This is a genomic window from Alsobacter sp. SYSU BS001988 (assembly GCF_054796215.1).
Window position 1 is genome coordinate 53350 of the sequence record NZ_JBTAMK010000004.1, and the last position, 21725, is coordinate 75074.

Below are 21725 nucleotides of genomic sequence, written 5' to 3' on the forward strand. Positions count from 1 at the left end.
CTGCGGCTATCGTGGCGCCGTGACGGTTCCCTTCGGGGATCAAAAGGGAACGCAGTGAAGGCGAAGAGCCCGATGCTGCGGCTGCCCCCGCAACTGTGAGCGGCGAGCGACGGCGCGTGGACCACTGGCCCTTCGGGGCTGGGAAGGGCGCCGGGGCGACGACCCGCAAGCCAGGAGACCTGCCGTCGCGACATCGGAATTCGGGCGGGGCGTCCGAAGGTGCGGCAGGGTCCGGGCGCGTGCACGGCCGTTTCGTCCTTCGCATTCCTCCCCGGTGAGCAACTCGGGGTGAGATCATGTTGCAGAACGCCTCCCAACACGTCGCCGCGCCGGTCCGCATCGAAGCGGGCGTCGCCATCCAGGCGCTTTTCGCCATTCTGCTCGGCGTCTTCGTCGTCGGCTTTGCGGGCTTTTCGCAGATCGACGCGGTCCACAACGCCGCGCACGACACGCGCCACGCCAACGCGTTCCCCTGCCACTAGGGGTCTGCCGTGTCCGTCTTCAGGTCCATCGTCTTCACCGCAGCCGCGGCGGGACTCCTGGTCGGCTTGGCGGTGACGGCCGTCCAGCATGTCCGCGCCGTTCCGCTGATCCACAAGGCCGAGGTCTACGAGAAGCAGGCCGAGGCGGCGCCCCGCGCGCCCGCCGCCGCCCCAGCCTCGGCCGTGCATGCGCATCCGGCCGGAACGCCCGCGCATGACCATGGCGCGGCGGCCTGGGAGCCCGCCAGCGGCCTCGAGCGCAACGCCTACACGGCGCTGTTCAACGTGGTCGAATGGGTGGGCTTCGGCCTCTGCCTCGCGGGGGCGCTCGTGCTGCTGCGCCGTCCGCCGACCTGGCGGGAGGGCCTGTTCTGGGGCATGGGCGGCTTCGCGGCCTTCGTGATCGCGCCCGGCCTCGGATTGCCGCCGGAGCTCCCCGGCGCTCCCGCGGCCGATCTGGTCGCCCGCCAGGCGTGGTGGATCGGGACCGCGGCCGCCACCGCAGGCGGCCTAGGGCTGATCGCGCTCGGCCGGACGGCGCTGACCAGCGCCATCGGGGCGGCCCTGCTCGTCCTCCCGCACGTGATCGGCGCGCCTCACGCGGTCGAAGCCGCGTCGAACGTGCCGGAGGCGCTGACGCGCCAGTTCGTGGCGGCCGTCACGGTCACCACCTTCATCTCATGGGCGCTGCTGGGCGTGCTGACCGGCCATTTCCTGCAGCGTTTCGGCAGGCGCGGCGACCTGACGACCTGACGCGTCGCCCATGGCCCGGCGCACGTCGCGGCTGGTGAGATGGAACCGCGCCGCCGGCGCCAGGCCCCGGCGGGCGATCTTGTCCGCCGCCGCAGCGTCGAACGCCGCCGCGTTCCGGCCGTAGAACGCCAGGCAATCGGCGGCTTGCGGCTCTTCCCCGGTCGACGCGCGCCCCAGCAGGACCCGGAAAGCGCGGCGGTGCACGAGGCACCCCGCGCCATGCCCGGCGGGCTGGAACTCCAGCGCGTCCGCCGTCTGGCCCCAGGCCGCCGGCGCGGTCATTCCACCTTGCCGATCTTGCGCGTCGCCACAATCAGCCGCGCGCTGTCGGAGGCCACGAAGCGGGCGAAGGCGTCCGCGTCCTGGTAGGCTGGCGGGCTTCCGGCCCGCTCGAAGATCTTCAGGGTCTCGGGGTCGCTCATCACCGTCTGCAGCGCCCCCCGCAGCCGCGCCAGGATGGGTTCGGGCACGCCCTTCGGGGCGAACAGCCCGGCCCAGATGTAGAATTCGACGTCAGGGTAGCCCAGCTCCTGGAAGGTGGGCGTGTCGGGGAATTCGGCGACCCGGCTCGCGCCCCAATTGGCCAGCACGCGCAACGCGCCGGCGTCCGCATGGGGCTTCAGCACCCCCGGCGCGGAGGCGATCGCCTGGATCTGCCCGGACAGGAGATCGTTCAGCGCCGGCCCCGCGCCCCGATAAGGCACGTGCAGGAGCTTGATGCCGGCCGATGCGGCGAACATCTCCATGGCGACATGCAGCGTGCCATAGCTCCCGGAGGAGCCGTACGGGATGGCCCCCGGCCGGGATTTCGCGTCGTTGACGAGGTCCTGCACGCTTCGCCACGGCGCGCTCGCCGGCACGGCCAGGAGGGTCGGGTCCGCCAGCACGCGCCCGATCGGGACGAGCTGGTCCACCTCGTAGGAGGGCGCCCGGTCGAAGAGGCGCGCCGACTCGGGCAGCACCGCCAGGGAGGAGAGCGTCATCAGCAGCGTGTGCCCATCAGGCGGCGCGTGCGCCGCCGCGGCGTTGCCGACGGCCCCTCCGGCCCCGGCCCGGTTCTCCACCACCACGGGCTTTCCGAGCAGCTTCTCCAGGGCGGCCGCCACGGGCCGGGCGGCGAGATCGGCCTGCCCGCCGGGCGGGAACGGCGCGATGATCATGATCGGGCGGTTGGGCCAGTTCGCCTGGGCGCGGGCGCCGGCGGGCGCAAGGGCGAGCGCTGAGGCCGCTCCGAGCCCGGCCACGAAATGTCGTCTGTCCATGGGGGTCACCTGGTCTGGCGCAGGCGGGGGCGCCCTGCGCGGAACCATCGTGCCTTCTCGGCCGCTCCCGGTCCAGACGGGCTCCGGGCCCTCACTGGCGCCCGACCAGGCCGAGATCCTCGCGCCGCTGCTGCTCGGCGATGGACGCCGAGAGGCGGAACACGTCGCGCGACCGGATCGCGCCGAGCAGACGGTCCGGACGCTTCGGGTCGACGATGGGCAGCACGCCGCGGTCGTCCTGGCCGAAGATGGCCACCACGTCGGCCAAAGTCGCCGTGGGCGGCACCCGCACCACGGGCGTCCCGATCAGGTCGGCCGCCGCGAGCGGAAGGTCGGGCTCGTTCTCGACCACCTCGACGAGCGCCGGATCGACCAGCCCGAGCAGCCGGCCATGGTCGTCCTGCACGGCCACCGCCTTGTTGCCGGCGTGGGACACCGCCCGGGCGACCTGGTCCAGCGAGGCGCTGGCCGGAAGGATGAACTTGGCGGGCCTGATCAGCTCCGAGATGCCGACCGTCGTCAGGCGGCTGATGTCGTGGCCGCCCTCCAGCGCGAGCCCGCGCTGCTGGAACCGCCACGTCGCGAAGCTGTAGCCGAACAGCCTGTCCGTCACGAGCGACGACACCACCGTCCCGAGCGCCACGACGAGCGAGGCTTCGTAGTTTCCGGTGCTCTCCAGCACCAGGAAGGCCATCGCGAGGGGGCTGCCGATGATGCAGGCGCCGAGAGCCGCCATGCCGACCAGCGCGCACAATGTGGGATTGGCCACGGGCACATAGGGGATGAGCTGGGAGAGCCAGGCCACCGCCTGTCCCAGTAGCGCGCCGATGAACAGCGAGGCGCTGAACAGGCCGCCCCGGAAGCCCGCGCCCAGGCTGAGCGCGGAGGCCAGCGCCTTGGCGCCCAGGAGCCCGATCGCCAGGCGCCCGACGATCTCCCCGTTGACCGCCTCGTCGATGGCCGCGTGTCCGCTGCCCAGCACGCCCGGCGCGAGGAACGCCAGGGCGGCGAGCCCGAGGGCGCCCAGCACGCGCCGCAGCGTCTCCGAGCGCGTGAGCGAGGCCAGCGTCCGCTCGACGCCGCCCACCAGCACCATGACGCCGATGCCGAGCAGCGCGGCCAGGACGCCGATCAGCGCCGCCACCGGGAAGTCGGCCCACAGGGCCGATGCGGTCTGCCGGATGATGAAGGGCTTCGGCCCGCCGTCCAGCGCCGCCACCGCCCCGAACCCCAGCAGGGCCGCCAGGGCGACCGGGGCCAGCGAGCGCTTGTTGTAGCTCCCCAGCACCAGCTCGAAGGCGTACAGCATCCCGGCGATCGGGGCCTGATAGGCCGCCGAGATCGCGGCCGCCGCGCCCGCGCCGACAAGGAGCCGCAGGTCGGACCGGGGCAGCTTGAGGCGGCGGCCCAGCACGGAAGCCAGCACCGCCCCGACCTGCGTGACGGCCGCCTCCACGCCCACCGAAGCCCCGAACGACACCGACGCCAGGATCGGGATCACCACCGCGAAGCCGTCCGTCCAGGTGAGATAGCCGCCCCGAAGGGCGTTCGCCTCGACGGCGTCGGAGGGCGGCCGGTCCGACAGGCGGGACGTGGCCCAGGTCGCCAGCGAGACCAGAAGCGCGCCCGCCAGCAGGGCGGCGCCCACCCGCCAGGGGGCCGTGTGCTCCGGCACGGCGACGCGCATCTCGGCGGCGAAGCCCAGGCTGGCGCGCTGCAGCCAGATGACGATGTTGTGGACCGCGAAGACGCAGGCCCCCGCCGCCAGCCCGACCGCGCAGGCGCTGGCCAGCACGACCAGCGGCGCGCCGGAACGGTTGCGGAACAGCCTGCGCCAGCCCCCAAAGGCGGCCCCGGCCTCGGGCGTGGCGGTGGGCAGGCGCCGGCCCGGCCACCGCGAAATGCGCCTGAGGCCGCTCCGCCAGATCGCGCCGACAGGTCCGCCCCTCACGATCCGCCTCGCAGCGCGGTCGGGGCGCGGCCGACATGGCGGCGGCAGGGGTCAGCGTCATGGTTCACGATGCTGGAAGCCTCAACACGAGCGGGCCCAAAGAAGCGGAACGCAGAGCGGGCCGAGCCGTCCCATGGCGAAGCCGCAGCCGCACCGCTTTTTTTTGAGGATCACTCTCGATGACGAAGATGTCGCATCGACGATCGCGGCGCGCCAGTGTGGCGCCGGTACGCGCGGTGAGGAGATCGGTCCCGGGATGGCGCGCTTGCGCCAGAAGCGCAGGTCGTACGGACGTCAGAAGCGCCGTCGCGCCGGCGGGCAGGTCCAGCCGGCGCGCGGCTGCGTAGACCGCCCGGGAACGGGGTGGAGCCGCCATGACACATCGCATCGCCATCGTGGGCGCGGGCGTCGCCGGCCTCGCGGCCGCGCGGGTCCTGGCGGGCCAGGGCTTCGACTTGACGCTGTTCGACAAGAGCCGGGGCGTGGGCGGCCGCATGGCGACGCGGCGCGCGGACGGCCTGCAGTTCGACCACGGCGCGCAATATTTCACCGCCAGGGGCGAGCGGTTCAGGGCCCAGGCCGAACTATGGGCCCTGGACGGGCGAGCGGCCGAGTGGGCGCCGGGCTGGTTCGTCGGAACGGCGGCGATGACCGCGCCGGCCCGCGCGCTGGCCGAGGGCCTGGCCGTCACGCAGGGGCGGACCGTCGCAGCCTTGCGGCGCGGCCCGGACGGCTGGAGCCTGAGCGGACGCGGACCGGACGGCGACGCGCTGGATGGACCGTTCGCGGCCGTCGTCTTGGCGACGCCGGCTCCGCAGGCGGTCCCGATCGCCGCGTCCGCCGGCCTCGGCTGGCCCGGGATGCAGTCCGCCCGATACGCGCCCTGCTGGGCGCTGCTGCTGGCGTTCGACGCCCCGATCGGCCTTGCGGCCGCCAGCCTGCGGCCGGACGACGATGTCCTGGCCTGGATCGCGCGCGATTCCACCAAGCCCGGACGTCCGCTCGGGGCCGAAACCCTCGTGGCGCACGCGACGCCGGCCTGGTCCCGCGCCCATCTGGAGGACGCGCCCGAGACCGTGCAGGCCGCCCTCCTGGCGCGCGTGCGCCAGCTGACGGGCGCCGCCGCGACGCCCCGTTACGCGGCGGCGCATCGGTGGCGCTACGCCCTCGTCGACAGGCCGGCGGGCGAGCCCTTCCTGTGGGACTCCGTGGCCCGCGTCGGAGCCTGCGGCGACTGGTGCATCGGACCGCGGGTCGAGGCGGCCTTCGACAGCGGCGAAGCGCTGGCCTTCGCCATGGCGCGGGACTTCGGAGGCCGCGATGGCCGCTGAGGAGCCCCGCCTCACCGTCTATTACGACGGCTCCTGCCCGCTCTGCCGAATGGAGATCGCGCATTACGCCCGGCAGGAGGGGGCCGAGAGGCTGCGCTTCGCCGACGTCTCCGATCCGGCGGCTGCGCCGGGTCCGGACCTCGACCGCACGGCCGCGATGGCCCGCTTCCATGTGCGGCGGGCGGACGGCGCGCTCGTCTCCGGCGCGGCCGCTTTCGCCGACGTCTGGCGCGCCCTCCCGCGCTGGCGCTGGGCGGCCCGCCTCGCCGGGGCGCCGGGGATCATGCGCCTGCTGGAAGGGGCCTACCGGTGCTTCCTGCCGGTCCGGCCCTGGTTGTCGAAAGCCGTCCGGATCATCCAATCCAGGCGGTCCGGCCCTGGCTGACGCGGACGAGCGGCCGCTGCTAGCGCAGTTCGCCCATCACCCGCGCATACTCGTGCTCGGCGACGCCATAGCTCTCGCGAGCCGCCTCCCGGAGCTTGGGACGGTCGGTGATGGTGATGAGGCCGCGCGTCGAGCGGATCATGCCGCCGCCTTCCAGCACGTGAAGCGTCGTCGTGACGCCGGCGCGGCGCACCCCCAGCATGATGGCGATGAAATCATGCACCAGCGGGACCTCGTCCCCGCCCAAGCGGTCCTGGCACATCAGGAGCCACCGGGCGAGCCGCACGTCGAGGTTGAAAGAGCCGTGGGCCAGCGCCGTGCAGGCCATCTGGACGGTCTGGACGTGGACGAAGCGCAACAGGAGGTCGCGCAGGCCGGGCGCCTCGCGCATCGCCGCCTCCAGGCATGAGGACCGGATGCGATGGGCGTTTCCGGCGGCCTGCACGAAGCATTCGTGCGGCGTGCGCGGCACGCCCAGCGCCACCGGGACGCCGACGAACCCCTCGCGCCCGACGATCGCGACTTCGATCCGCTCGCCCTCGGGGAAGCCGGCCACGATGGACCCGAGCCCTCGCTCGATGAAGTAGATGTAGTCGATGTCCCGGTCCGGATGGATCAGCGTCATCCGCCGCGTCAGGACCACCGGCTCGAGGTGGTCCCGGATCGACGAGAAATCCGCCGGCGACAGCGCCGTGAGCAGCGCGTTGCGGAGCCAGGCCTGGTCGGGATGGTTGTTCATCGGCGTCTCCCGCTGTGCTGGCGGGAGCGGTCACGCCTCAGCCGATCGCACTCGTCCGTCGCGTCATCCTCTCCACCTTACACCCAGTCGCGCCTCCGCCTGTACAATTTGGTACGGGCTGCGTTCTCAATCGTCCGGGCCGGCGTCGGTGATCGTGAACGCCATCAGCCGTCGAGCCAGCGCTTCGGTGTCCACCGGCTTGGGCACGCGCGGGATGGAGTCGAACCGGGCCGGCACGGCCGTCGCGTCATAGCCGGAGGCGAAGATGAAGGGCGCCCCGCGTTGCTGCAGCGCTTCGGCGACGGGATAGACCGGCACCCCGTTGAGGTTGATGTCGAGCACGGCGCCGTCGATCACCTTGGCCTCCTTGATCACGGCGAGCGCCTCCTCGACCGTGGCGACGGGGCCCAGCACCTCCGCGCCGAACCGCTCCAGCGACCGCGCCAGATCGACCGCCAGGAGATACTCGTCCTCGACGACCAGCACCCGCCGGGGCCGCAGCTTCAATGGGGCCACGCCGCTCATCGGTCCATGTCCTTCCCCAATGGCAGTTCGATGCGACAGCTCACGCCGTCCGGACCGAAGGTCAGCGACGTCTTGGCCTGCAACTGGTAGGGGAGCGCCTTTTCGATCAACTCGCTCCCGTAGCCTTTCCGTCCAGTCTTGCGATGCATTTTCACACGCGTTTCCCGCCAATCGAGCTGCAGGCGCTTCGGGTCGTCCGGCGGAACCAGCGACCAGTCCACCGTCAAGAGGCCGCCCTGGTCGCCGAGCGCGCCATGCTTCAGGGCGTTGGTGGCCAGTTCGTGCACCGCCAGCGCGACGGTTTGCGCCGACGAGGCCGGCAGCGTGATGGGCGGCCCCGCCACGCTCACCCGTTCGGGATCCGGCGCATGCGCGTCGAGCTCCGCCTCGATCAGCTGGCGCAGCGAGATCCTGTCGTGGCCCGCGCTCTCGGTCAGGCTCTGGACCCGGGAGAGGGCGCGCAGCCGTCCCTCGAACTCCTCGGCGAACTGGGCCAGGTCGCCGCCCTTGGCGAGCGTCTTGCGCGCGATCGACTGCACGACCGCCAAGAGATTTCTCGTGCGGTGCTGGAGCTCCGCCAGCAGCACGGCCTGCCGCTCCTGCAGCAGGCGAAGATTGTTGATGTCCGTCGACGTGCCGACCCATTCGGCCGTGTCGAGCGGGCCGTCGGTCGTCGGGTTGGCGCGGGTCCGGTGCCATCGATATTCGTGGTCCGCGACCCTCAGGATGCGATGCTCCACGGAGTATTCCCCGGTCTCCTGGGCCTCTCGCCAGGCCGCGCGGGTCAGGTCCCGGTCGTCCGGATGCACGGCCTTGAGCCAGTCGAAGCCACGGCTCTGCGCATCCGACATCCCGGCGTAGACCTCCCATTGCGGGCTGCCCCACGTCCGGTGACCATCCGACCTGCACCGGAACACCAGCTGGGGGATGCGGGTCGCCAGGACCCGGAACCGCGCCTCGCTTTCCCGAAGCGACTGTCCGCTGGCGTGCTGCTCGGTCCGGTCGCGCATGATCTTGGCGAAGCCCGAGCCGTCGCTCAGCGGCGTCACCAGCCCGGAGCCCCAGAACCGGGAGCCGTCCTTGCGGACGTGCCAGCGCTCGTCCTCGGCGCGGCCGTGGGTTCGCGCCCCTTCGCGCTCTTTCTCCGGCGCGCCGGCGGCGCGGTCTTCGGGCGTGAACAGGACGTCGCCGTTCCGGCCGATGATCTCGGCGGCGTCGTACCCGGTCATGCGCGCCGCGCCGATGTTCCAGCTCGTGACGACGCCCGTCTGGTCGACGGTGAAGATCGCAAAATCGACGGCGCTCTCCGCGACCAGGCGCAGCAGTTCGTCTTGACGCGTTTCAGACGGAATCGCAGCGCTGGGCGGGCGTTCGTTCATGTCGCGGTGGGGCTTTGCTGCGGGGGCACCGCACTGAAAGCCGCGGCCGGGGCGCAGGTTCCACGAGCCTGTGCACGCGCATGAGCCGCGGGGCGAAACCGCACCCGCCCGCCGGACGCGCCCGGGCCAAGGCGCGCCATCAACAGGCCGGCCGATTGTTGTCCTGCTCGCAGTCAGGCAGCGAGAGAAGCTCGACCCGATGGGAGGCGGCGTCGGTCAATTCGATTTTCCAGCGGCCGCGGTCGACCTCCGTGATTTCGTCGTTCGCCAGGGCTCTGCATTCCCTCAGGGCGAAATCGCGGGCGTCGCCCTCCGATCGGAACGAGCGCCCCTGGATGTCCAGTATCCGTTCCCGCCCCCGCCAGATGTTGATGTGGAAACGCGGCATGCCCTTGTGGCTCCTTGTCGCATCAACGCGAGCGCCGTGGGGCCGTTCCGACGAAAAGATCAGCGATGTCAGCTGCGCGACCGGGGCGCGGGCCTGGCCAGGACGGAGACCGTGGCCGGCCTTGAACGCGCGGCCTCGACCAGCTCGGCGATCCGGGTGGCCAGCTCCGTCTGGCGGAAGGGCTTCGACAGGCGTGGAAGATCGGCGCCCGGCCCCTGGGTGAGGTTTGTGTAGCCGGTGACCAGCAGCCCCGGAAGCTCGGGCCTGAGGCGGCGCGCTTCCACGATCAAGTCGGCGCCGTTCATGCCGGGCATCAGGTAGTCGCTGACGATGATGTCGATGTCGCCCGCCTCGCTGCGCATCAGCCGGAGCGCTTCCGCGCCCGACCCGGCCTGCAGCACCGAATAGCCGAGGTCGGCCAGCATGTCGGCGGTGCCGAGCCTCACCAGGTCCTCGTCGTCGACGAGCAGCACCGTGGCCGCGCCCACGGCGCGCGGCGCGTCCGCCTGCGGCTTCTCGCTCGCGGCGGCCTCCTCGTCGGCGATGGGCAGCCACAGCTCCGCCCGCGTCCCCAGCCCGGGCGTGCTGGACAGCGTCAGCGCGCCGCCCGACTGCGCCGCGAGGCCGTGCACCATGGACAGGCCCAGGCCGGTCCCCTTGCCCAGGCCCTTGGTGGAGAAGAACGGTTCGACCGCCCGCTTCAGCGTGCTGGCGTCCATTCCGACGCCCGTGTCGGCGACGCTGAGCCTGACATAGCCGCCTTCCTTGACGCGATGGCGGCTCTCGGGGCCGACCTCCTCGAAGGTCGCCGCGATGGTCAGCCTGCCGCCGCCCGGCATGGCGTCGCGGGCGTTGATGGCGAGGTTCAGGAGCGCCAGCTCGAGCTGGCTCGGATCGACGCGCGCGGCCGGTAGCTCGGCGGACGCCTCCACCTCGACCACGATCGTGGGGCCGATCGAGCGCGCGATCAGGTCCTCGATGCCGGCCAGCAGTCCGGCGACGTCCACGGCGCTCGGCTGCAGGTCCTGCCGCCGCGCGAAGGCCAGCAGGCGCTGCACCAGCGTGGCGGCCCGACTCGACGCCTGGAGGGCGTTCTCGATCAGCCTTTGCGAGCGCGGATCGTCGGCCGCGATGCGGCGGCGCAGCAGGTCCAGGTTGCCCATCACGGGCGTCAGCAGGTTGTTGAAGTCATGCGCCACGCCGCCGGTCAGCTGGCCGATCGTCTCCAGCTTCTGGGCCTCGTGCAGCTGGGCGAGCGCCTCCTCGCGCTCGCGCGTGCGTTCGGCGACGAGCCGCTCCAGCTCCTCCCGCGAGCGGGCGAGGCTGTCGCGCGCCTCGTACTGCCGCCGCCGGGCGTTCAGCGCGGACCGGACGGCCCGCACGAGGCTCTCGGCGTGGAGCGGCCGCTCGAGCAGCACGACGTTGCGCAGCAGGTCCAGGGTTTCCTGCGCCCGCGCGGCGCGCAGGCCCTTGTCGCCGTTGGCCAACACGATGAACGGAAAGTCCGACCAGGGCGGCTGGCGCTCCAGCCAGTCCAGCACCCCGCGAAGATCGCCCGCGTTCAGGGCCTCCTCGGACGCGACAGCGGCGCCGGCCCCGGAGGCGAGCGCGGCGCTCAGGTCGTCGATGTCGGCGCAGACCCGGGTGGAGACGCCATGCCGGCGCAGGAGATCCGCCGCGACGGCCGCATCGCGCCCGCGCGGCGTCAGGATCAGGACGACGTCATCCATCGCGCACGCCGTCCGCGGACTGGCCCAGCGCGTGGGAGGCGGCCGCGGCTCGGTTCTCGAGCAGCGTCGCGTCCCCGTGGTAGATCGGGGCTCCCGACAGGATGCCCTGGAAGTCCCGCAGCGGCTCGCCGACGGTCAGGCCGCTCGAGTCCACCCGAAACTCCCGGATCGTGCGTTCGTGGTCGGTGGTGCGGGTCTTGATCACCGAGATCGCCTTGCGCACCTCGCCGCTGGCCTCGAAGAAGCGCAGCAGCAGAACCGTGTCGGCCAGATAGCTGAGATCCACGTCCGAGCGTATGTCGCCGACGAGGCCGTGCTGGCCGAGGATCATGATGGTCAGCACATCCTGCTGGCCCAGATAGGACAGAAGCTCGTGCATCTGCAGGGTCAGGTGCCGGTCTTCCGGCATGGCCTGCAGATAGGCGTTGAGGCTGTCCACCACCACGACCTTGGCCTCGTCGCGCTCCACCGCCGTGCGCACCGCGACCGCGAACTCGCCGGGCGAGAGCTCCGCCGGGTCGATCTGCCGGATGTTGAGCTGCCCGTTCTTCACGAAGGGGGCGAGGTCCATCCCCAGCGCGGCGGAGCGCAGCAGCAGCGTCGGCAGCCGCTCGTCGAAGAGGAAGAAGGCGGCGTTCTGGCCCTTCTGCAGCGCCGAGAGCATGCAGCGCACCGCAGTGGTGGTCTTGCCCACGCCCGCGGGTCCGCTGAGCAGCGTCGTGGTCCCGGGCACGAGCCCTCCGCCCAGCAAGGCGTCGAGCCCCGTCACGGTGGTGGCCAGCACCTCGGACGGCGCTCCGCCGGGGTGTTCGGCCGCGATCAGGCGCGGATAGACGCAAAGCCCGCCCGTGACGATCGACATGTCGTGGTAGCCGCCGCTGTACTGCACGCCGCGCATCTTGACGATGCGCAGGCGCCGGCGTTCCGCGCCGAACCCGGTGGCGGACTGGTCCAGCGAGATCACCCCGTGGGCGATGCTGTGCAGCTGCAGGTCGCCGGGCTCGGACGTTCGGTCGTCCAGGACCAGCACGGTGCAGGCCTTGTTGGCGAAGAAGTGCTTGAGCGCCAGGATCTGGCGGCGATAGCGCAGCGGGTTCTGGGCCAGGAGCCTCAGCTCGGAGAGGCTGTCCAGCACGACCCTGTGGGGCTTCAGGGCCTCCACGCGCTCCATGACGCCCCGAACCGTCTCGCCCAGCTCGACGTCCGACGGATGCAGGAGGGTCTGCTCGCGCTCCGGGTCCAGCCCGGCCTCCGGCACGAGCTCGAACAGGTCGAGATCGTCGAGGCTCCAGCCATGCGTCTCCGCCACGGCCCGCAATTCGGGCGCGGTCTCCGACAGCGTGATGTAGAGGCCGTTCTCGCCGCACGCCTCGCCCGCGAGCAGGAACTGCAGGGCGAGGGTGGTCTTGCCCGTTCCGGGCGTTCCCTCGACCAGATACATGCGGTGCGGCGTAATCCCGCCGCCGAGGATGGAATCCAGCCCGTCGACGCCTGTGGTGGTGCGCGGCGCTGGGGTGAAGGATTTGACGGTGTCTTGTGACGTCACGAACGCGGAGTCCTGGGCTGGGGGAAGCCCGAGCGGGCCGGCGCGGCGGCTCTCGAAACCGACGCGCCCAGATCGCCCCAAGCTGTCAGGCCGCCGGAAGCTTGGCGTCTGCTGACCACAGCAACGCGGCCCGTGTTCTCTGGTTCCCGCTCGCCTCGACGCCGGCCGGCGGATCAGAAGAGACGCGGGCGGATGTCGGCCGCGATCCGCGTCAGGATGGCCAGGTGCCTCGGGCGTCCATCCTCCACCAGAAGCGAGGTCAGGCCGGAGATGCTCAGCGCGCCGACGAGCCGGCCGTCGCGGTTCATCAGCGGCGCGCCCAGGCCCGTGATGCCGATGAAGAAATCGTCGATCGCCAGCGCGTAGCCGTCGCGCCGGATCGCCTCCGCCTCGCGCGCGAGCGCGGCCGGGTCGGTCTGGCTGGCGGGCGTCCTGGCCGGCAGAGGCCGGCTGAGGGCGTCGCGCCGCTCCTCCTCGGACAGGAAGGCGAGCAGCGCCCGCGGCCCGCCCCCGCAATTGAGCGCCGTGCGCGCGCCCACCGAGAACCAGCTCACGTCCACATGCGGGGCCTGCGCCCTGACGCGGTCGACGCAGAGCGCCATGCCGTCGTGATACGTCCACAGGAAGGACGTGGCGCCCGCCTCCTCGGCGATCGTGCTCAGGAAGGGCGCGACCGTCTCGCGCAGGTCGCGGCCGCGGTCGACCACCGACGCGAGCTCCAGCACGCCGACCGCCAGCGCATAGGCGCCCGCGTCGGGGTCATGCTCCACCAGTCCGCCGAGCTGGAGCGTATGCAGCAGGCGCCGCGCCGTCCCGGCGTCGAGGCCCGCCGCGCGGGCGAGTTCGGTCAGGGTCTGGCGCGGGCGCGCCGCCGTGAACGCCTTGAGGAGCGCGACCCCGCGCTCCAGCGAGCGCACGACGGGCACGCCGGGCTTTGCAGGAACGCGGTTGGCTGCGATCTTGCTGGCAGCGTTCGCGGGAGAGGATCGAGACTTCGCCACCGGCCGCCCGTTTTGTCACGCCATGACAATGCTTGTCATTGTTTGACAGCCCGCGCAACGGTTGCATAGTCTCGAAGAGGCCACGGGTCGCCGGGGCCGCGTTGGAGGGATCACGATGCTCGGATTGCGGATCACCACGGCCGTCGCATTCGCAGCGGCGCTCGGATGGGCCGGCGGCGGCGCGGCGGCGCAGACGCCCAAGAAGGGCGGCGTGGCCCAGGTGATCGTCACTCCCGAGCCCCCGATGTTGATGCAGGGCCTCAACCAGACCGGCCCCACCAACATGATCGCCGGCAACATCTACGAATCGATGCTGCGCTTCGACGACAAGCTCCAGCCCATGCCGTCGCTGGCCAAGAGCTGGAAGGTCTCGGACGATTCGAAGGTCTTCACCTTCACGCTGCAGGACGACGTGAAGTGGCACGACGGCAAGCCCTTCTCGGCCGACGACGTAGTCTTCACGCTCGACAAGTTCCTGCGCGAGGTGCACCCGCGCTGGCGTCCCATCGTCAACACCCAGGTCGAGAAGATCGAGAAGACCGACGACAAGACCATCGTCATCACGATGAAGCAGCCCTTCGGGCCCCTCCTCTTCGCCATGGAGGTCGCGTCGGCGCCGATCATCCCGAAGCACCTCTACGAGGGCACGGACTACAAGGCGAACCCGAACAACAACACGCCGATCGGCACCGGCCCGTTCAAGTTCAAGGAGTGGAAGAAGGGCTCCTACATCCAGCTCGTCCGAAACCCGGACTACTACCTCAAGGACAAGCCGGCGCTGGACGAGGTCTACTACCAGTTCATCCCGGACGCCGCGGCCCGCGCGGTCGCCTACGAGACCGGCAAGGTGGACGTGCTGACCGGCGGCGCCGTCGACATCTTCGACGTGCCGCGCCTCGCCAAGCTGCCCAACACCTGCATGACCACCAAGGGCTGGGAGATGTTCGCCCCCCACGCCTGGATCACGCCCAATGTCCGCAACGGCATCCTGGGCAGCAAGGAATTCCGCCAGGCGATGATGTACGCCATCGACCGCGACTTCGGGAAGGACGTGGTCTGGAACGGCTTCGGCAAGATTCCGACGGGGCCGATCTCGTCCAAGACGAAGTTCTACTCGCCCGACGTCAAGATGTACTCCTACGATCCGAAGAAGGCCAAGGAACTCGTCAAGGCTTCGGGCTACAAGGGCGAGACCATCAAGTTCCTCGGCCTGCCCTATGGCGAGACCTGGACGCGCTGGGCCGAGGCGATCAAGCAGAACTTCGCCGATGTCGGCATCAACATGGAGATCGTGACGACCGACGTCCCCGGCTGGGTGCAGAAGACCAGCAACTGGGACTTCGACCTCACCTTCAACTTCCTCTACCAGCTCGGCGACCCGGCGATCGGCGTCAGCCGGTCCTATGTCAGCGGCAACATCGCCAAGGGCAATCCCTTCGGCAATGTGGGCGGCTACTCGAACCCCGAGGCCGACAAGCTCTTCGCGGACGCCGCCGTCGCGCCGACGCCCGAGAAGCGGCAGGAGCTCTACACCAAGGTCCAGCAGCTCCTGGCCGAGGAGCTGCCCGTGCTCTGGCTCCTCGAGCTCGAATATCCGACGATCTACCGCTGCAACATCAAGAACCTCGTCACGACAGGCATCGGCGTGAACGACGGCTTCCGCGACGCCTGGAAGGAGTAGCGAGCAACTCTCTCCCGCGCAGCGGGGGAGATGTCGGCGCCAGCCGACAGAGGGGGCGCCGGGGCCGTGCTGAGCCCCGCGGGCGCACGACCGCCCCCTCCCTGCCCTCCCCCGCTGCGCGGGAGAGGGTTCCGGCTGCGGCCCGCCGCTGGCGGTAAGATGAGGATCCTCCACTGATGGGCATGGCCCGGTTCCTGGCGTCGCGATTGCTCAAGGGCGTCGTCGTGCTCTTCGCCATCGCGGTGCTGAACTTCTTCCTCATCCGGGCCGCGCCGGGCGATCCCGCGGCCGTGATGGCGGGCGAGGCCGGGGCCGCCGACGCGCAGTTCCTGCAGCAGCTGCGCGAGCAGTTCGGGCTGGATCGGTCCATCCCGTACCAGCTCGGCGTTTATCTGAAGGGCTACGCCACGCTCGACCTCGGCTACAGCTACCGCCAGCAGCGCAGCGTTGCGGCCGTGGTCGGCGAGCGCCTCCCCGCCACGCTGCTGCTCACGGGCGCGGCTTTCGCGATCTCGCTGGCGCTGGGCAGCCTGCTCGGCATCCTGGCTGCGGCCCGGGCCGGGCGATGGTCGGACAGTCTGATCACCACGGCCGCGCTGGTGTTCTACGCCACGCCGCTGTTCTGGATCGCGCTGATGAGCCAGATCGTGTTTTCGCTGAAGCTCGGCTGGGTGCCCAATGTCGGCTTCGAGACCATCGGGGCCCACTATACGGGCATGGCCCGCGCGCTCGACATCGGCAGCCATCTCGTTTTGCCGGCGCTGACGCTGGGGCTCTTCTTCACGGCCCTCTACGCCCGCATGATGCGCGCCAGCATGCTGGAGATCGCCGGCGCGGACTTCATCAAGACGGCGCGCGCCAAGGGCCTGCGCCCCTCCGTGATCACGCGCCGGCACATCGCGCGCAACGCCATCCTGCCGATCGTGACCCTCGCCGGCCTCCAGGCCGGGCAACTCGTCGGCGGCGCGGTGCTGACCGAGACGGTGTTCGCCTGGCCGGGCATCGGCCGGCTCATGTTCGAGGCGCTCGTGCAGCGCGACTATGCGGTGCTGCTCGGCGTGTTTTTCGTCTGCTCCGCCATGGTGGTGCTGTTCAACATCGTCACCGACCTCGTCTACCGGGTCGCCGACCCGCGCATCGAGGCCGCCTGATGGGCTTCCTCGGGCGTTTCGCCGCCAACAAGGGCGCGCTGGTCGGCCTCGTGCTGCTGGTGGCGCTGCTGGCTTTCGCGGTGCTCGGACCGTGGCTCTATCCCACCTCGCCCTGGCGCATGGTGGCGCGGCCCTTCACGGCGCCTTTCGTGACCGACCGTTTCCTGCTGGGCACCGACACGCTCGGCCGCGACGTGGCCGCCGGGCTGGTCCACGGCGCCCGGATCTCGATCCTGATCGGCTTCGTGTCGACGCTTGTCGCGCTCCTGATCGGCGTCCCCCTGGGCGCGCTGGCCGGCTATTTCGGCGGCTGGATCGACGACGCGCTGATGCGCATCACGGAGTTCTTCCAGACCATCCCGAGCTTCGCGCTGGCCATCGTGCTCGTGGCGGTGCTGCAGCCCTCCATCTATTCCATCGTGCTCGCCATCGGCATCGTCAGCTGGCCGCCGGTGGCGCGGCTGGTGCGGGGCGAGGTGCTGTCGCTGCGCACGCGCGAATATGTCCAGGCCGCCATCACGGTCGGCCAGTCGACGCCGCGCATCATCTTCAGCCAGGTGCTGCCGAACACGGTCGCGCCGATCATCGTGATGGCGTCGCTGATGGTGGCCAGCGCCATCCTGCTGGAATCGTCGCTGTCCTTCCTGGGCCTGGGCGACCCCAACCTGATGACCTGGGGCTATATGGTGGGCGCCGGCCGTACGCGCCTCATGGACGCGTGGTGGATCAGCTTCTTCCCGGGCGTCGCGATCTTTCTTACCGTGCTGGCGCTGAACCTCGTGGGCGAGGGCCTGAACGACGCGCTCAATCCCCGCCTGTCGCGAGGCCGCGAGTGAGCCAGCCCCCCGTCCTCGATATCCGCGGCCTCACCCTCGCGCTTCCCGCTCTCGCCGACCGGGCTGAGGCCGTGAGCGGGCTCGATCTCGCCATCGCGCCCGGCGAGTTGCTGTGCGTGGTGGGCGAATCCGGCTCCGGCAAGTCCATGGCCGCCCACGCCGTCATGGGGCTGCTGCCGAGAGCCGTGCGGCCGGTCGCCGGGCAGGTCTTGCTGAATGGCCGCGACCTGCTGGCGCTGGACGACGCCGCCATGCGCGACGTGCGCGGGCGGGAGGTCGGCATGATCTTCCAGGAGCCCATGACCTCGCTGAACCCGGTGATGCGAATCGCCGACCAGATCGGCGAGACGCTGGAGGCGCACGGTCTCGGCGACCGGGCCAGCCGGATGAGCCGCGCGCTGGAGTTGATGACGGAGGTCGGCCTGCCCGACCCGGCCCGCATGGCCCGCGCCTTCCCGCACCAGCTCTCGGGCGGCCAGCGGCAGCGCGTCATGATCGCCATGGCGCTGGCGCTCCAGCCCAAGCTTCTGATCGCCGACGAGCCCACGACGGCGCTCGACGTCACCACCCAGGCGCAGATCCTGAAGCTGATCGACGCGCTGCGCCGCGACCACGGCACGGCGGTCCTGTTCATCACGCATGATTTCGGCGTCGTCGCCGAGATCGCCGACCGCATCGCGGTCCTGCAGCATGGGATCGTGGTCGAGCAGGGCCCGGCGGACGCCGTGCTGGGCGCCCCGCAGCACGACTACACGAAACGCCTTCTCGCGGCCGTGCCGTCCCTGATCCCGCCGCCGCCCCGGGCGCGGCCGGACAGCCCGCCGGCTCTCACCGTGCAAGGACTCGGCAAGATCTACCAGCGGCGCAGCCTGTTCGGCGCGGGCCGCGTCGTGAAGGCCGCCGCCGACGTGTCCTTCGCGATCGCGCGAGGCGAGACGCTGGGCCTCGTCGGCGAGTCCGGCTCGGGCAAGTCCACCGTCGGCCGCTGCTGCATGCGGCTGATCGAGCCCGACGCCGGCCAGATCCGCATCGACGAGCTCGACATCACGGCCCTGTCGGCGCGCGCCTTCCGGCCCCATCGCAAGCGCATCCAGATGGTGTTCCAGGACCCCTTCGCGTCGCTGAACCCGCGCCGCACGGTGGGCCGCATCATCGCGGAGGGGCCGGTGGCGCAGGGCGTCGAGCCCAAGGCCGCGCTGGAGCGGGCCCGCGAGCTGCTGGCCCTTGTCGGCCTGACGCCGGGCGCCATCGACCGCTACCCGCATGAATTCTCCGGCGGCCAGCGCCAGCGCATCGGCATCGCGCGCGCCCTGGCGCTCGACCCCGAGATCCTGGTCGCCGACGAGGCGGTCTCGGCGCTGGACGTCTCCGTGCAGGCGCAGATCCTCGACCTCATCCAGGAGCTGCAGGAGCGACTTGGCCTCGCCATCCTGTTCGTCACGCACGACCTTCGCGTCGCCGCGCAGATCTGCGACCGCATCGCCGTCATGCAGCGCGGCGAAATCGTCGAGATGGGCGACACCGCCGCCCTCTTCGCCGCGCCGAAGCACCCCTACACGCAGCAACTCCTCGCCGCCGTCCCGGGCGCCCGCCGCTTGAAGGCGAAATGAAGGGGATGCGCTCGATGAGCCTCAACCTCTCCGTCATCCCCGGCGACCGGCGCAGCCCTCCGCCGCTGCGCGGCTCCGGCCGGGGATGACGGAGAGCCGAAACAACAAGGATGACGAAAATGCCGCTCGACCCCGCCTTGCGTGACCGTATCATCGCCTCCGTGGACGCCGGCTTCGACGAACAGGTCGCCTACACGCAGGAATTGATCCGCTTCCCGTCGCTGCGGGGCGAGGAGCACGCGATCCAGGATTTCGTCTTCCGCGCCTTTCGCGACCGGGGCCTCGCCACCGACCGCTTCGCGATGGACGAGGCCGCCATCGCGGCCCATCCGGGCGGCGCGCCGTTCAGCGCCGAGCATTCCGAGGCTCCCATCGTGGTCGGCATTCACCGGCCGCAGACCGAGGCCGGCCGGTCGCTGATCCTGCAGGCGCATGTGGACGTGGTGCCGACCGGCCCCGCTGACATGTGGAGCCGCCCGCCCTTCGAGCCCGCCATCCAGGGCGACTGGCTCTATGGCCGCGGCGGCGCCGACATGAAGGCCGGCCACGCCGCCAACCTGTTCTGCCTCGACGCGCTGCGCCGCATCGGCCTGCAGCCGGCGGCCACGGTCTATGTCCAGTCCGTCGTCGAGGAGGAGTCGACCGGCAACGGCGCGCTGATGACCCATCTGCGCGGCTACAAGGCCGACGCCGTGCTCATCCCGGAGCCCGAGGAGGAGATGCTGGTGCGCGCCAATACGGGCGTGCTCTGGTTCCAGGTGGAGGTGCGCGGCGTGCCCGTGCATGTGCGCGAGATGGGGACCGGGGCCAACGCCATCGACGCCGCCTACCGCATCGTCGGCGAGTTGCGCGGGCTCGAGGAGGAGTGGAACGCCCGGAAGGCCGGACGCCCCCACTTCGAGAACGAGGAGCATCCGATCAACCTCAACATCGGCAAGATCGAGGGCGGCGACTGGGCCTCGTCGGTGCCGTGCTGGTGCCGCATCGACTGCCGCGTGTCGATATATCCGGGCACGACCGCCGACGAGGCCGCCCGCGAGATCCGCGAGCGCATCGGCGCCTTCGCACGGTCCGACCGGTTCCTGGCCAACAACCCCCCGAGCGTGACCTTCAACGGCTTCCATGCCGAAGGCTATGTGCTCGAGCCCGGCTCGGAGGCCGAATCCGTGCTCGGCGCCGCGCACGAGGCCGCGACGGGCGCGGAGCTGAAGAGCTTCATGACGGCCGGCTATCTCGATACGCGCGTGTATGCGCTCTATGACCGCATCCCGGCGCTCTGCTACGGGCCGAAGTCGGAGAACATCCACGGCGTCGACGAGCGCGTGAGCCTCGCGTCGCTGAGGCGCATCACCAAGACCATGGCGCTCTTCGTCGCCGAATGGTGCGGCGTGGAGCCCGTCGCCGGCCCGGAGGGGTCGTCGTGAAAGCCTTCTTCCATCCCGCCCAGCGGGCGCACCGGCCCCTCCAGTTCATGCGCACGGGCGTGATCAGCGACCCGAAGGACGTGCCGGAGCGGGTGGAGCCGCTGCTGCAGGCGCTCCGCGCGCGCCACGTGCCCATTGAGGAGCCGGCCGACGCCGGCCTCGCGCCCGCTCTGTCGGTGCACGGCGCCCCCTATCTCGATTTCCTCGCCACCGCCTATGCGCGGTGGTCGGGCCTGCCCGCCGCCGGTCCCGAGGTCCTGCCCAACCTGTCGCCCTACTGGAACGGCCGCCCGGACCGGGACGGCCGGCCGCCCTGTCCGTCGCCGTCCGTCGTCGCCCAGGCCGGATATTATCTCGGCGACCTCGCGGTCCCGATCGGGCCCGACACCTTCGCCTCCGCGATCGCGTCCACCCACTCGGCCTTCGCGGCCGCGAATGCGGTGCTGGACGGAGACAGGGCGGCCTACGCGCTGTGCCGCCCGTCGGGCCATCACAGCCGGTCCGACCGGGCCAGCGGCTTCTGCTACCTCAACAACACCGCCCTGGCGGCCCAGCGCCTGCGCGACCGGTTCGACAGGGTCGCCGTGCTGGACGTCGACGCGCATCACGGCGACGGCACGCAGGAGATCTTCTATCGCCGAAGCGACGTGCTCACCGTCTCGGTGCATGTCGACCCGCAGGTCTATTACCCATTCTTCATCGGCTACCCGCACGAGACCGGCGACGGCGAGGGCCTCGGCGCCAATCTCAACCTGCCGCTGCCGGCGGGCTCGGGGGATCAGGCCTTCCTGCAGGCTGTGGACGCCGGCCTCGCCGCGATCCGGGCGTACGAAGTCGGCGCGCTGGTGCTGGCGCTCGGCTATGACGGCCATCGCGACGACCCAATCACTGCGCTCGACCTGTCGACGCAGGCTTATGGCGAGGTGGGCCGCCGCGTGGCCGGGCTCGGCGTGCCGGTCGTCGTCGTCCAGGAGGGCGGCTACCAGGTCTCCGTCATCGGCGACTGCCTCGGGGCCTTCCTGGACGGCCTGGCGCCCGCCTGACCGAACCGATCCCGGCCTGGCCCGTTGACTCATCCGAGACAGCGAGGCCACCGGAGTGTCCCATGCCTACCGAACTGCCCAATGAACGCGCGATCCGAAAGCCCGGCTCGATGGAGCTCGACCCGTCGTCCGGGGAAGGCGTGGCGCTCGAGGAGACGCGCAAGCTCATCGCGTCCAACAAGGTGGAGGGCACCGCCGTCTACGACCGCGCCGGCGACCAGCTCGGCTCGGTCTATAATTTCATGGTCGACAAGGTCTCGGGCCAGGTCGCCTATGTGGTGATGTCCTTCGGCGGATTCCTCGGCATCGGCGAGAGCTACCACGCGTTGCCCTGGCGCGCCCTGACCTATGAGCCGCGCGTGGGCGGCTACGTGGTCGACATCGACCGCGACAAGCTGCGGGACGCGCCGCATTACGGCGCCAGCGAGGATCCGTTCGTGGACGACGAGTACGGCGCCAAGGTCGACGCCTATTACCGGACGGCGCCGACCTCGTGAGGCCCTAGCCT

General features: G+C 71.0%; 21 protein-coding genes and 1 riboswitch. Of the genes, 11 read left to right on the forward strand and 10 right to left on the reverse strand.

From position 1 onward, the window contains the following. Positions 1–6: 6 nt before the first annotated feature. Positions 7–201: riboswitch (cobalamin riboswitch) on the forward strand. 95 nt (positions 202–296) lie between these two features. Next, positions 297–482, forward strand: coding sequence for a CbtB domain-containing protein (locus tag ACYVO7_RS09740; RefSeq protein WP_460449642.1), 186 nt, complete (start codon positions 297–299; stop codon positions 480–482). Positions 483–491: 9 nt separating this feature from the next. After that, on the forward strand, positions 492–1235 hold the full coding sequence (locus tag ACYVO7_RS09745) for a CbtA family protein (RefSeq protein ID WP_460449643.1): 744 nt from the start codon (positions 492–494) through the stop codon (positions 1233–1235). Here the strand turns inward: ACYVO7_RS09745 and ACYVO7_RS09750 are convergent. The 3 genes from ACYVO7_RS09750 to ACYVO7_RS09760 form a co-directional block, all read right to left on the reverse strand. Next, positions 1161–1517: a hypothetical protein gene (locus tag ACYVO7_RS09750; protein WP_460449644.1), complete on the reverse strand. Its 357-nt coding sequence runs from the start codon at positions 1515–1517 to the stop codon at positions 1161–1163. The two genes, ACYVO7_RS09745 and ACYVO7_RS09750, sit on opposite strands and share 75 nt — an antisense overlap. Next, the gene (locus ACYVO7_RS09755; protein WP_460449645.1) at positions 1514–2497 is read right to left on the reverse strand and encodes a tripartite tricarboxylate transporter substrate binding protein; all 984 of its coding nucleotides are present in this window, start codon (positions 2495–2497) and stop codon (positions 1514–1516) included. Before ACYVO7_RS09755 ends, ACYVO7_RS09750 begins: the two co-directional genes overlap by 4 nt. Before the next feature lie 91 nt (positions 2498–2588). Continuing rightward, entirely contained in the window at positions 2589–4448 is a 1860-nt protein-coding gene (locus ACYVO7_RS09760) for a chloride channel protein (protein WP_460449646.1), read from the reverse strand. Between the two features lie 374 nt (positions 4449–4822). Here ACYVO7_RS09760 and ACYVO7_RS09765 point away from each other — a divergent pair, with 374 nt between their 5' ends. Together ACYVO7_RS09765 and ACYVO7_RS09770 are read left to right on the forward strand one after the other, a co-directional pair. Further along, on the forward strand, positions 4823–5779 hold the full coding sequence (locus tag ACYVO7_RS09765) for an NAD(P)/FAD-dependent oxidoreductase (RefSeq protein WP_460449647.1): 957 nt from the start codon (positions 4823–4825) through the stop codon (positions 5777–5779). Beyond that, entirely contained in the window at positions 5769–6164 is a 396-nt protein-coding gene (locus tag ACYVO7_RS09770; RefSeq protein ID WP_460449648.1) for a thiol-disulfide oxidoreductase DCC family protein, read from the forward strand. The genes ACYVO7_RS09765 and ACYVO7_RS09770 overlap by 11 nt, the downstream gene beginning before the upstream one ends. Positions 6165–6183: 19 nt before the next feature. Here the strand turns inward: ACYVO7_RS09770 and ACYVO7_RS09775 are convergent, their stop codons facing one another. From ACYVO7_RS09775 to ACYVO7_RS09805, 7 genes are all read right to left on the reverse strand, one after another. After that, positions 6184–6903, reverse strand: a complete 720-nt coding sequence (locus tag ACYVO7_RS09775; RefSeq protein ID WP_460449649.1) for a Crp/Fnr family transcriptional regulator — start codon at positions 6901–6903, stop codon at positions 6184–6186. 126 nt (positions 6904–7029) lie between these two features. Beyond that, positions 7030–7428, reverse strand: a complete 399-nt coding sequence (locus ACYVO7_RS09780; protein ID WP_460449650.1) for a response regulator — start codon at positions 7426–7428, stop codon at positions 7030–7032. Then, positions 7425–8807 carry a sensor histidine kinase gene (locus ACYVO7_RS09785; RefSeq protein ID WP_460449651.1) on the reverse strand — a complete coding sequence of 461 codons (1383 nt, stop codon included), beginning with the start codon at positions 8805–8807 and terminating at the stop codon, positions 7425–7427. The genes ACYVO7_RS09780 and ACYVO7_RS09785 overlap by 4 nt, the downstream gene beginning before the upstream one ends. Before the next feature lie 139 nt (positions 8808–8946). After that, on the reverse strand, positions 8947–9195 hold the full coding sequence (locus ACYVO7_RS09790; RefSeq protein WP_460449652.1) for a DUF6894 family protein: 249 nt from the start codon (positions 9193–9195) through the stop codon (positions 8947–8949). 68 nt (positions 9196–9263) lie between these two features. Next, on the reverse strand, positions 9264–10925 hold the full coding sequence (locus ACYVO7_RS09795; protein ID WP_460449653.1) for an ATP-binding protein: 1662 nt from the start codon (positions 10923–10925) through the stop codon (positions 9264–9266). Further along, a complete protein-coding gene (locus ACYVO7_RS09800; RefSeq protein WP_460449654.1) occupies positions 10918–12471 on the reverse strand; it encodes an ATPase domain-containing protein in 1554 nt (517 codons plus the stop codon). The genes ACYVO7_RS09795 and ACYVO7_RS09800 overlap by 8 nt, the downstream gene beginning before the upstream one ends. Positions 12472–12644: 173 nt before the next feature. Beyond that, the gene (locus tag ACYVO7_RS09805; RefSeq protein WP_460449655.1) at positions 12645–13397 is read right to left on the reverse strand and encodes an IclR family transcriptional regulator; all 753 of its coding nucleotides are present in this window, start codon (positions 13395–13397) and stop codon (positions 12645–12647) included. 190 nt (positions 13398–13587) lie between these two features. On the opposite strand from ACYVO7_RS09805, the gene ACYVO7_RS09810 reads away from it, so the two are divergent. From ACYVO7_RS09810 to ACYVO7_RS09840, 7 genes are all read left to right on the forward strand, one after another. Beyond that, positions 13588–15153, forward strand: a complete 1566-nt coding sequence (locus tag ACYVO7_RS09810) for an ABC transporter substrate-binding protein (protein ID WP_460449656.1) — start codon at positions 13588–13590, stop codon at positions 15151–15153. Positions 15154–15335: 182 nt separating this feature from the next. After that, positions 15336–16304 carry an ABC transporter permease gene (locus ACYVO7_RS09815; protein WP_460449963.1) on the forward strand — a complete coding sequence of 323 codons (969 nt, stop codon included), beginning with the start codon at positions 15336–15338 and terminating at the stop codon, positions 16302–16304. After that, positions 16304–17140 (forward strand): ABC transporter permease, encoded by an 837-nt coding sequence (locus ACYVO7_RS09820; protein ID WP_460449657.1) that lies wholly within the window; start codon positions 16304–16306, stop codon positions 17138–17140. Before ACYVO7_RS09815 ends, ACYVO7_RS09820 begins: the two co-directional genes overlap by 1 nt. Next, a complete protein-coding gene (locus ACYVO7_RS09825) occupies positions 17137–18750 on the forward strand; it encodes an ABC transporter ATP-binding protein (RefSeq protein ID WP_460449658.1) in 1614 nt (537 codons plus the stop codon). Before ACYVO7_RS09820 ends, ACYVO7_RS09825 begins: the two co-directional genes overlap by 4 nt. 119 nt (positions 18751–18869) lie before the next feature. Further along, positions 18870–20174, forward strand: coding sequence for an ArgE/DapE family deacylase (locus ACYVO7_RS09830; protein WP_460449659.1), 1305 nt, complete (start codon positions 18870–18872; stop codon positions 20172–20174). Further along, complete coding sequence (locus ACYVO7_RS09835) at positions 20171–21217, forward strand: histone deacetylase family protein (RefSeq protein WP_460449660.1); 1047 nt, start codon at positions 20171–20173, stop codon at positions 21215–21217. Before ACYVO7_RS09830 ends, ACYVO7_RS09835 begins: the two co-directional genes overlap by 4 nt. A gap of 62 nt (positions 21218–21279) precedes the next feature. Then, positions 21280–21714, forward strand: coding sequence for a PRC-barrel domain-containing protein (locus ACYVO7_RS09840; protein WP_460449661.1), 435 nt, complete (start codon positions 21280–21282; stop codon positions 21712–21714). Positions 21715–21725: the final 11 nt, after the last annotated feature.

Bases quoted from the DNA above. Each gene is read 5' to 3' on its own strand.
- ACYVO7_RS09740 (WP_460449642.1), top strand. From the start codon at position 297: ATGTTGCAGAACGCCTCCCAACACGTCGCCGCGCCGGTCCGCATCGAA.
- ACYVO7_RS09750 (WP_460449644.1), bottom strand. From the start codon at position 1,517: ATGACCGCGCCGGCGGCCTGGGGCCAGACGGCGGACGCGCTGGAGTTC.
- ACYVO7_RS09755 (WP_460449645.1), bottom strand. From the start codon at position 2,497: ATGGACAGACGACATTTCGTGGCCGGGCTCGGAGCGGCCTCAGCGCTC.
- ACYVO7_RS09765 (WP_460449647.1), top strand. From the start codon at position 4,823: ATGACACATCGCATCGCCATCGTGGGCGCGGGCGTCGCCGGCCTCGCG.
- ACYVO7_RS09770 (WP_460449648.1), top strand. From the start codon at position 5,769: ATGGCCGCTGAGGAGCCCCGCCTCACCGTCTATTACGACGGCTCCTGC.
- ACYVO7_RS09775 (WP_460449649.1), bottom strand. From the start codon at position 6,903: ATGAACAACCATCCCGACCAGGCCTGGCTCCGCAACGCGCTGCTCACG.
- ACYVO7_RS09780 (WP_460449650.1), bottom strand. From the start codon at position 7,428: ATGAGCGGCGTGGCCCCATTGAAGCTGCGGCCCCGGCGGGTGCTGGTC.
- ACYVO7_RS09785 (WP_460449651.1), bottom strand. From the start codon at position 8,807: ATGAACGAACGCCCGCCCAGCGCTGCGATTCCGTCTGAAACGCGTCAA.
- ACYVO7_RS09790 (WP_460449652.1), bottom strand. From the start codon at position 9,195: ATGCCGCGTTTCCACATCAACATCTGGCGGGGGCGGGAACGGATACTG.
- ACYVO7_RS09795 (WP_460449653.1), bottom strand. From the start codon at position 10,925: ATGGATGACGTCGTCCTGATCCTGACGCCGCGCGGGCGCGATGCGGCC.
- ACYVO7_RS09810 (WP_460449656.1), top strand. From the start codon at position 13,588: ATGCTCGGATTGCGGATCACCACGGCCGTCGCATTCGCAGCGGCGCTC.
- ACYVO7_RS09815 (WP_460449963.1), top strand. From the start codon at position 15,336: ATGGCCCGGTTCCTGGCGTCGCGATTGCTCAAGGGCGTCGTCGTGCTC.
- ACYVO7_RS09820 (WP_460449657.1), top strand. From the start codon at position 16,304: ATGGGCTTCCTCGGGCGTTTCGCCGCCAACAAGGGCGCGCTGGTCGGC.
- ACYVO7_RS09830 (WP_460449659.1), top strand. From the start codon at position 18,870: ATGCCGCTCGACCCCGCCTTGCGTGACCGTATCATCGCCTCCGTGGAC.
- ACYVO7_RS09840 (WP_460449661.1), top strand. From the start codon at position 21,280: ATGCCTACCGAACTGCCCAATGAACGCGCGATCCGAAAGCCCGGCTCG.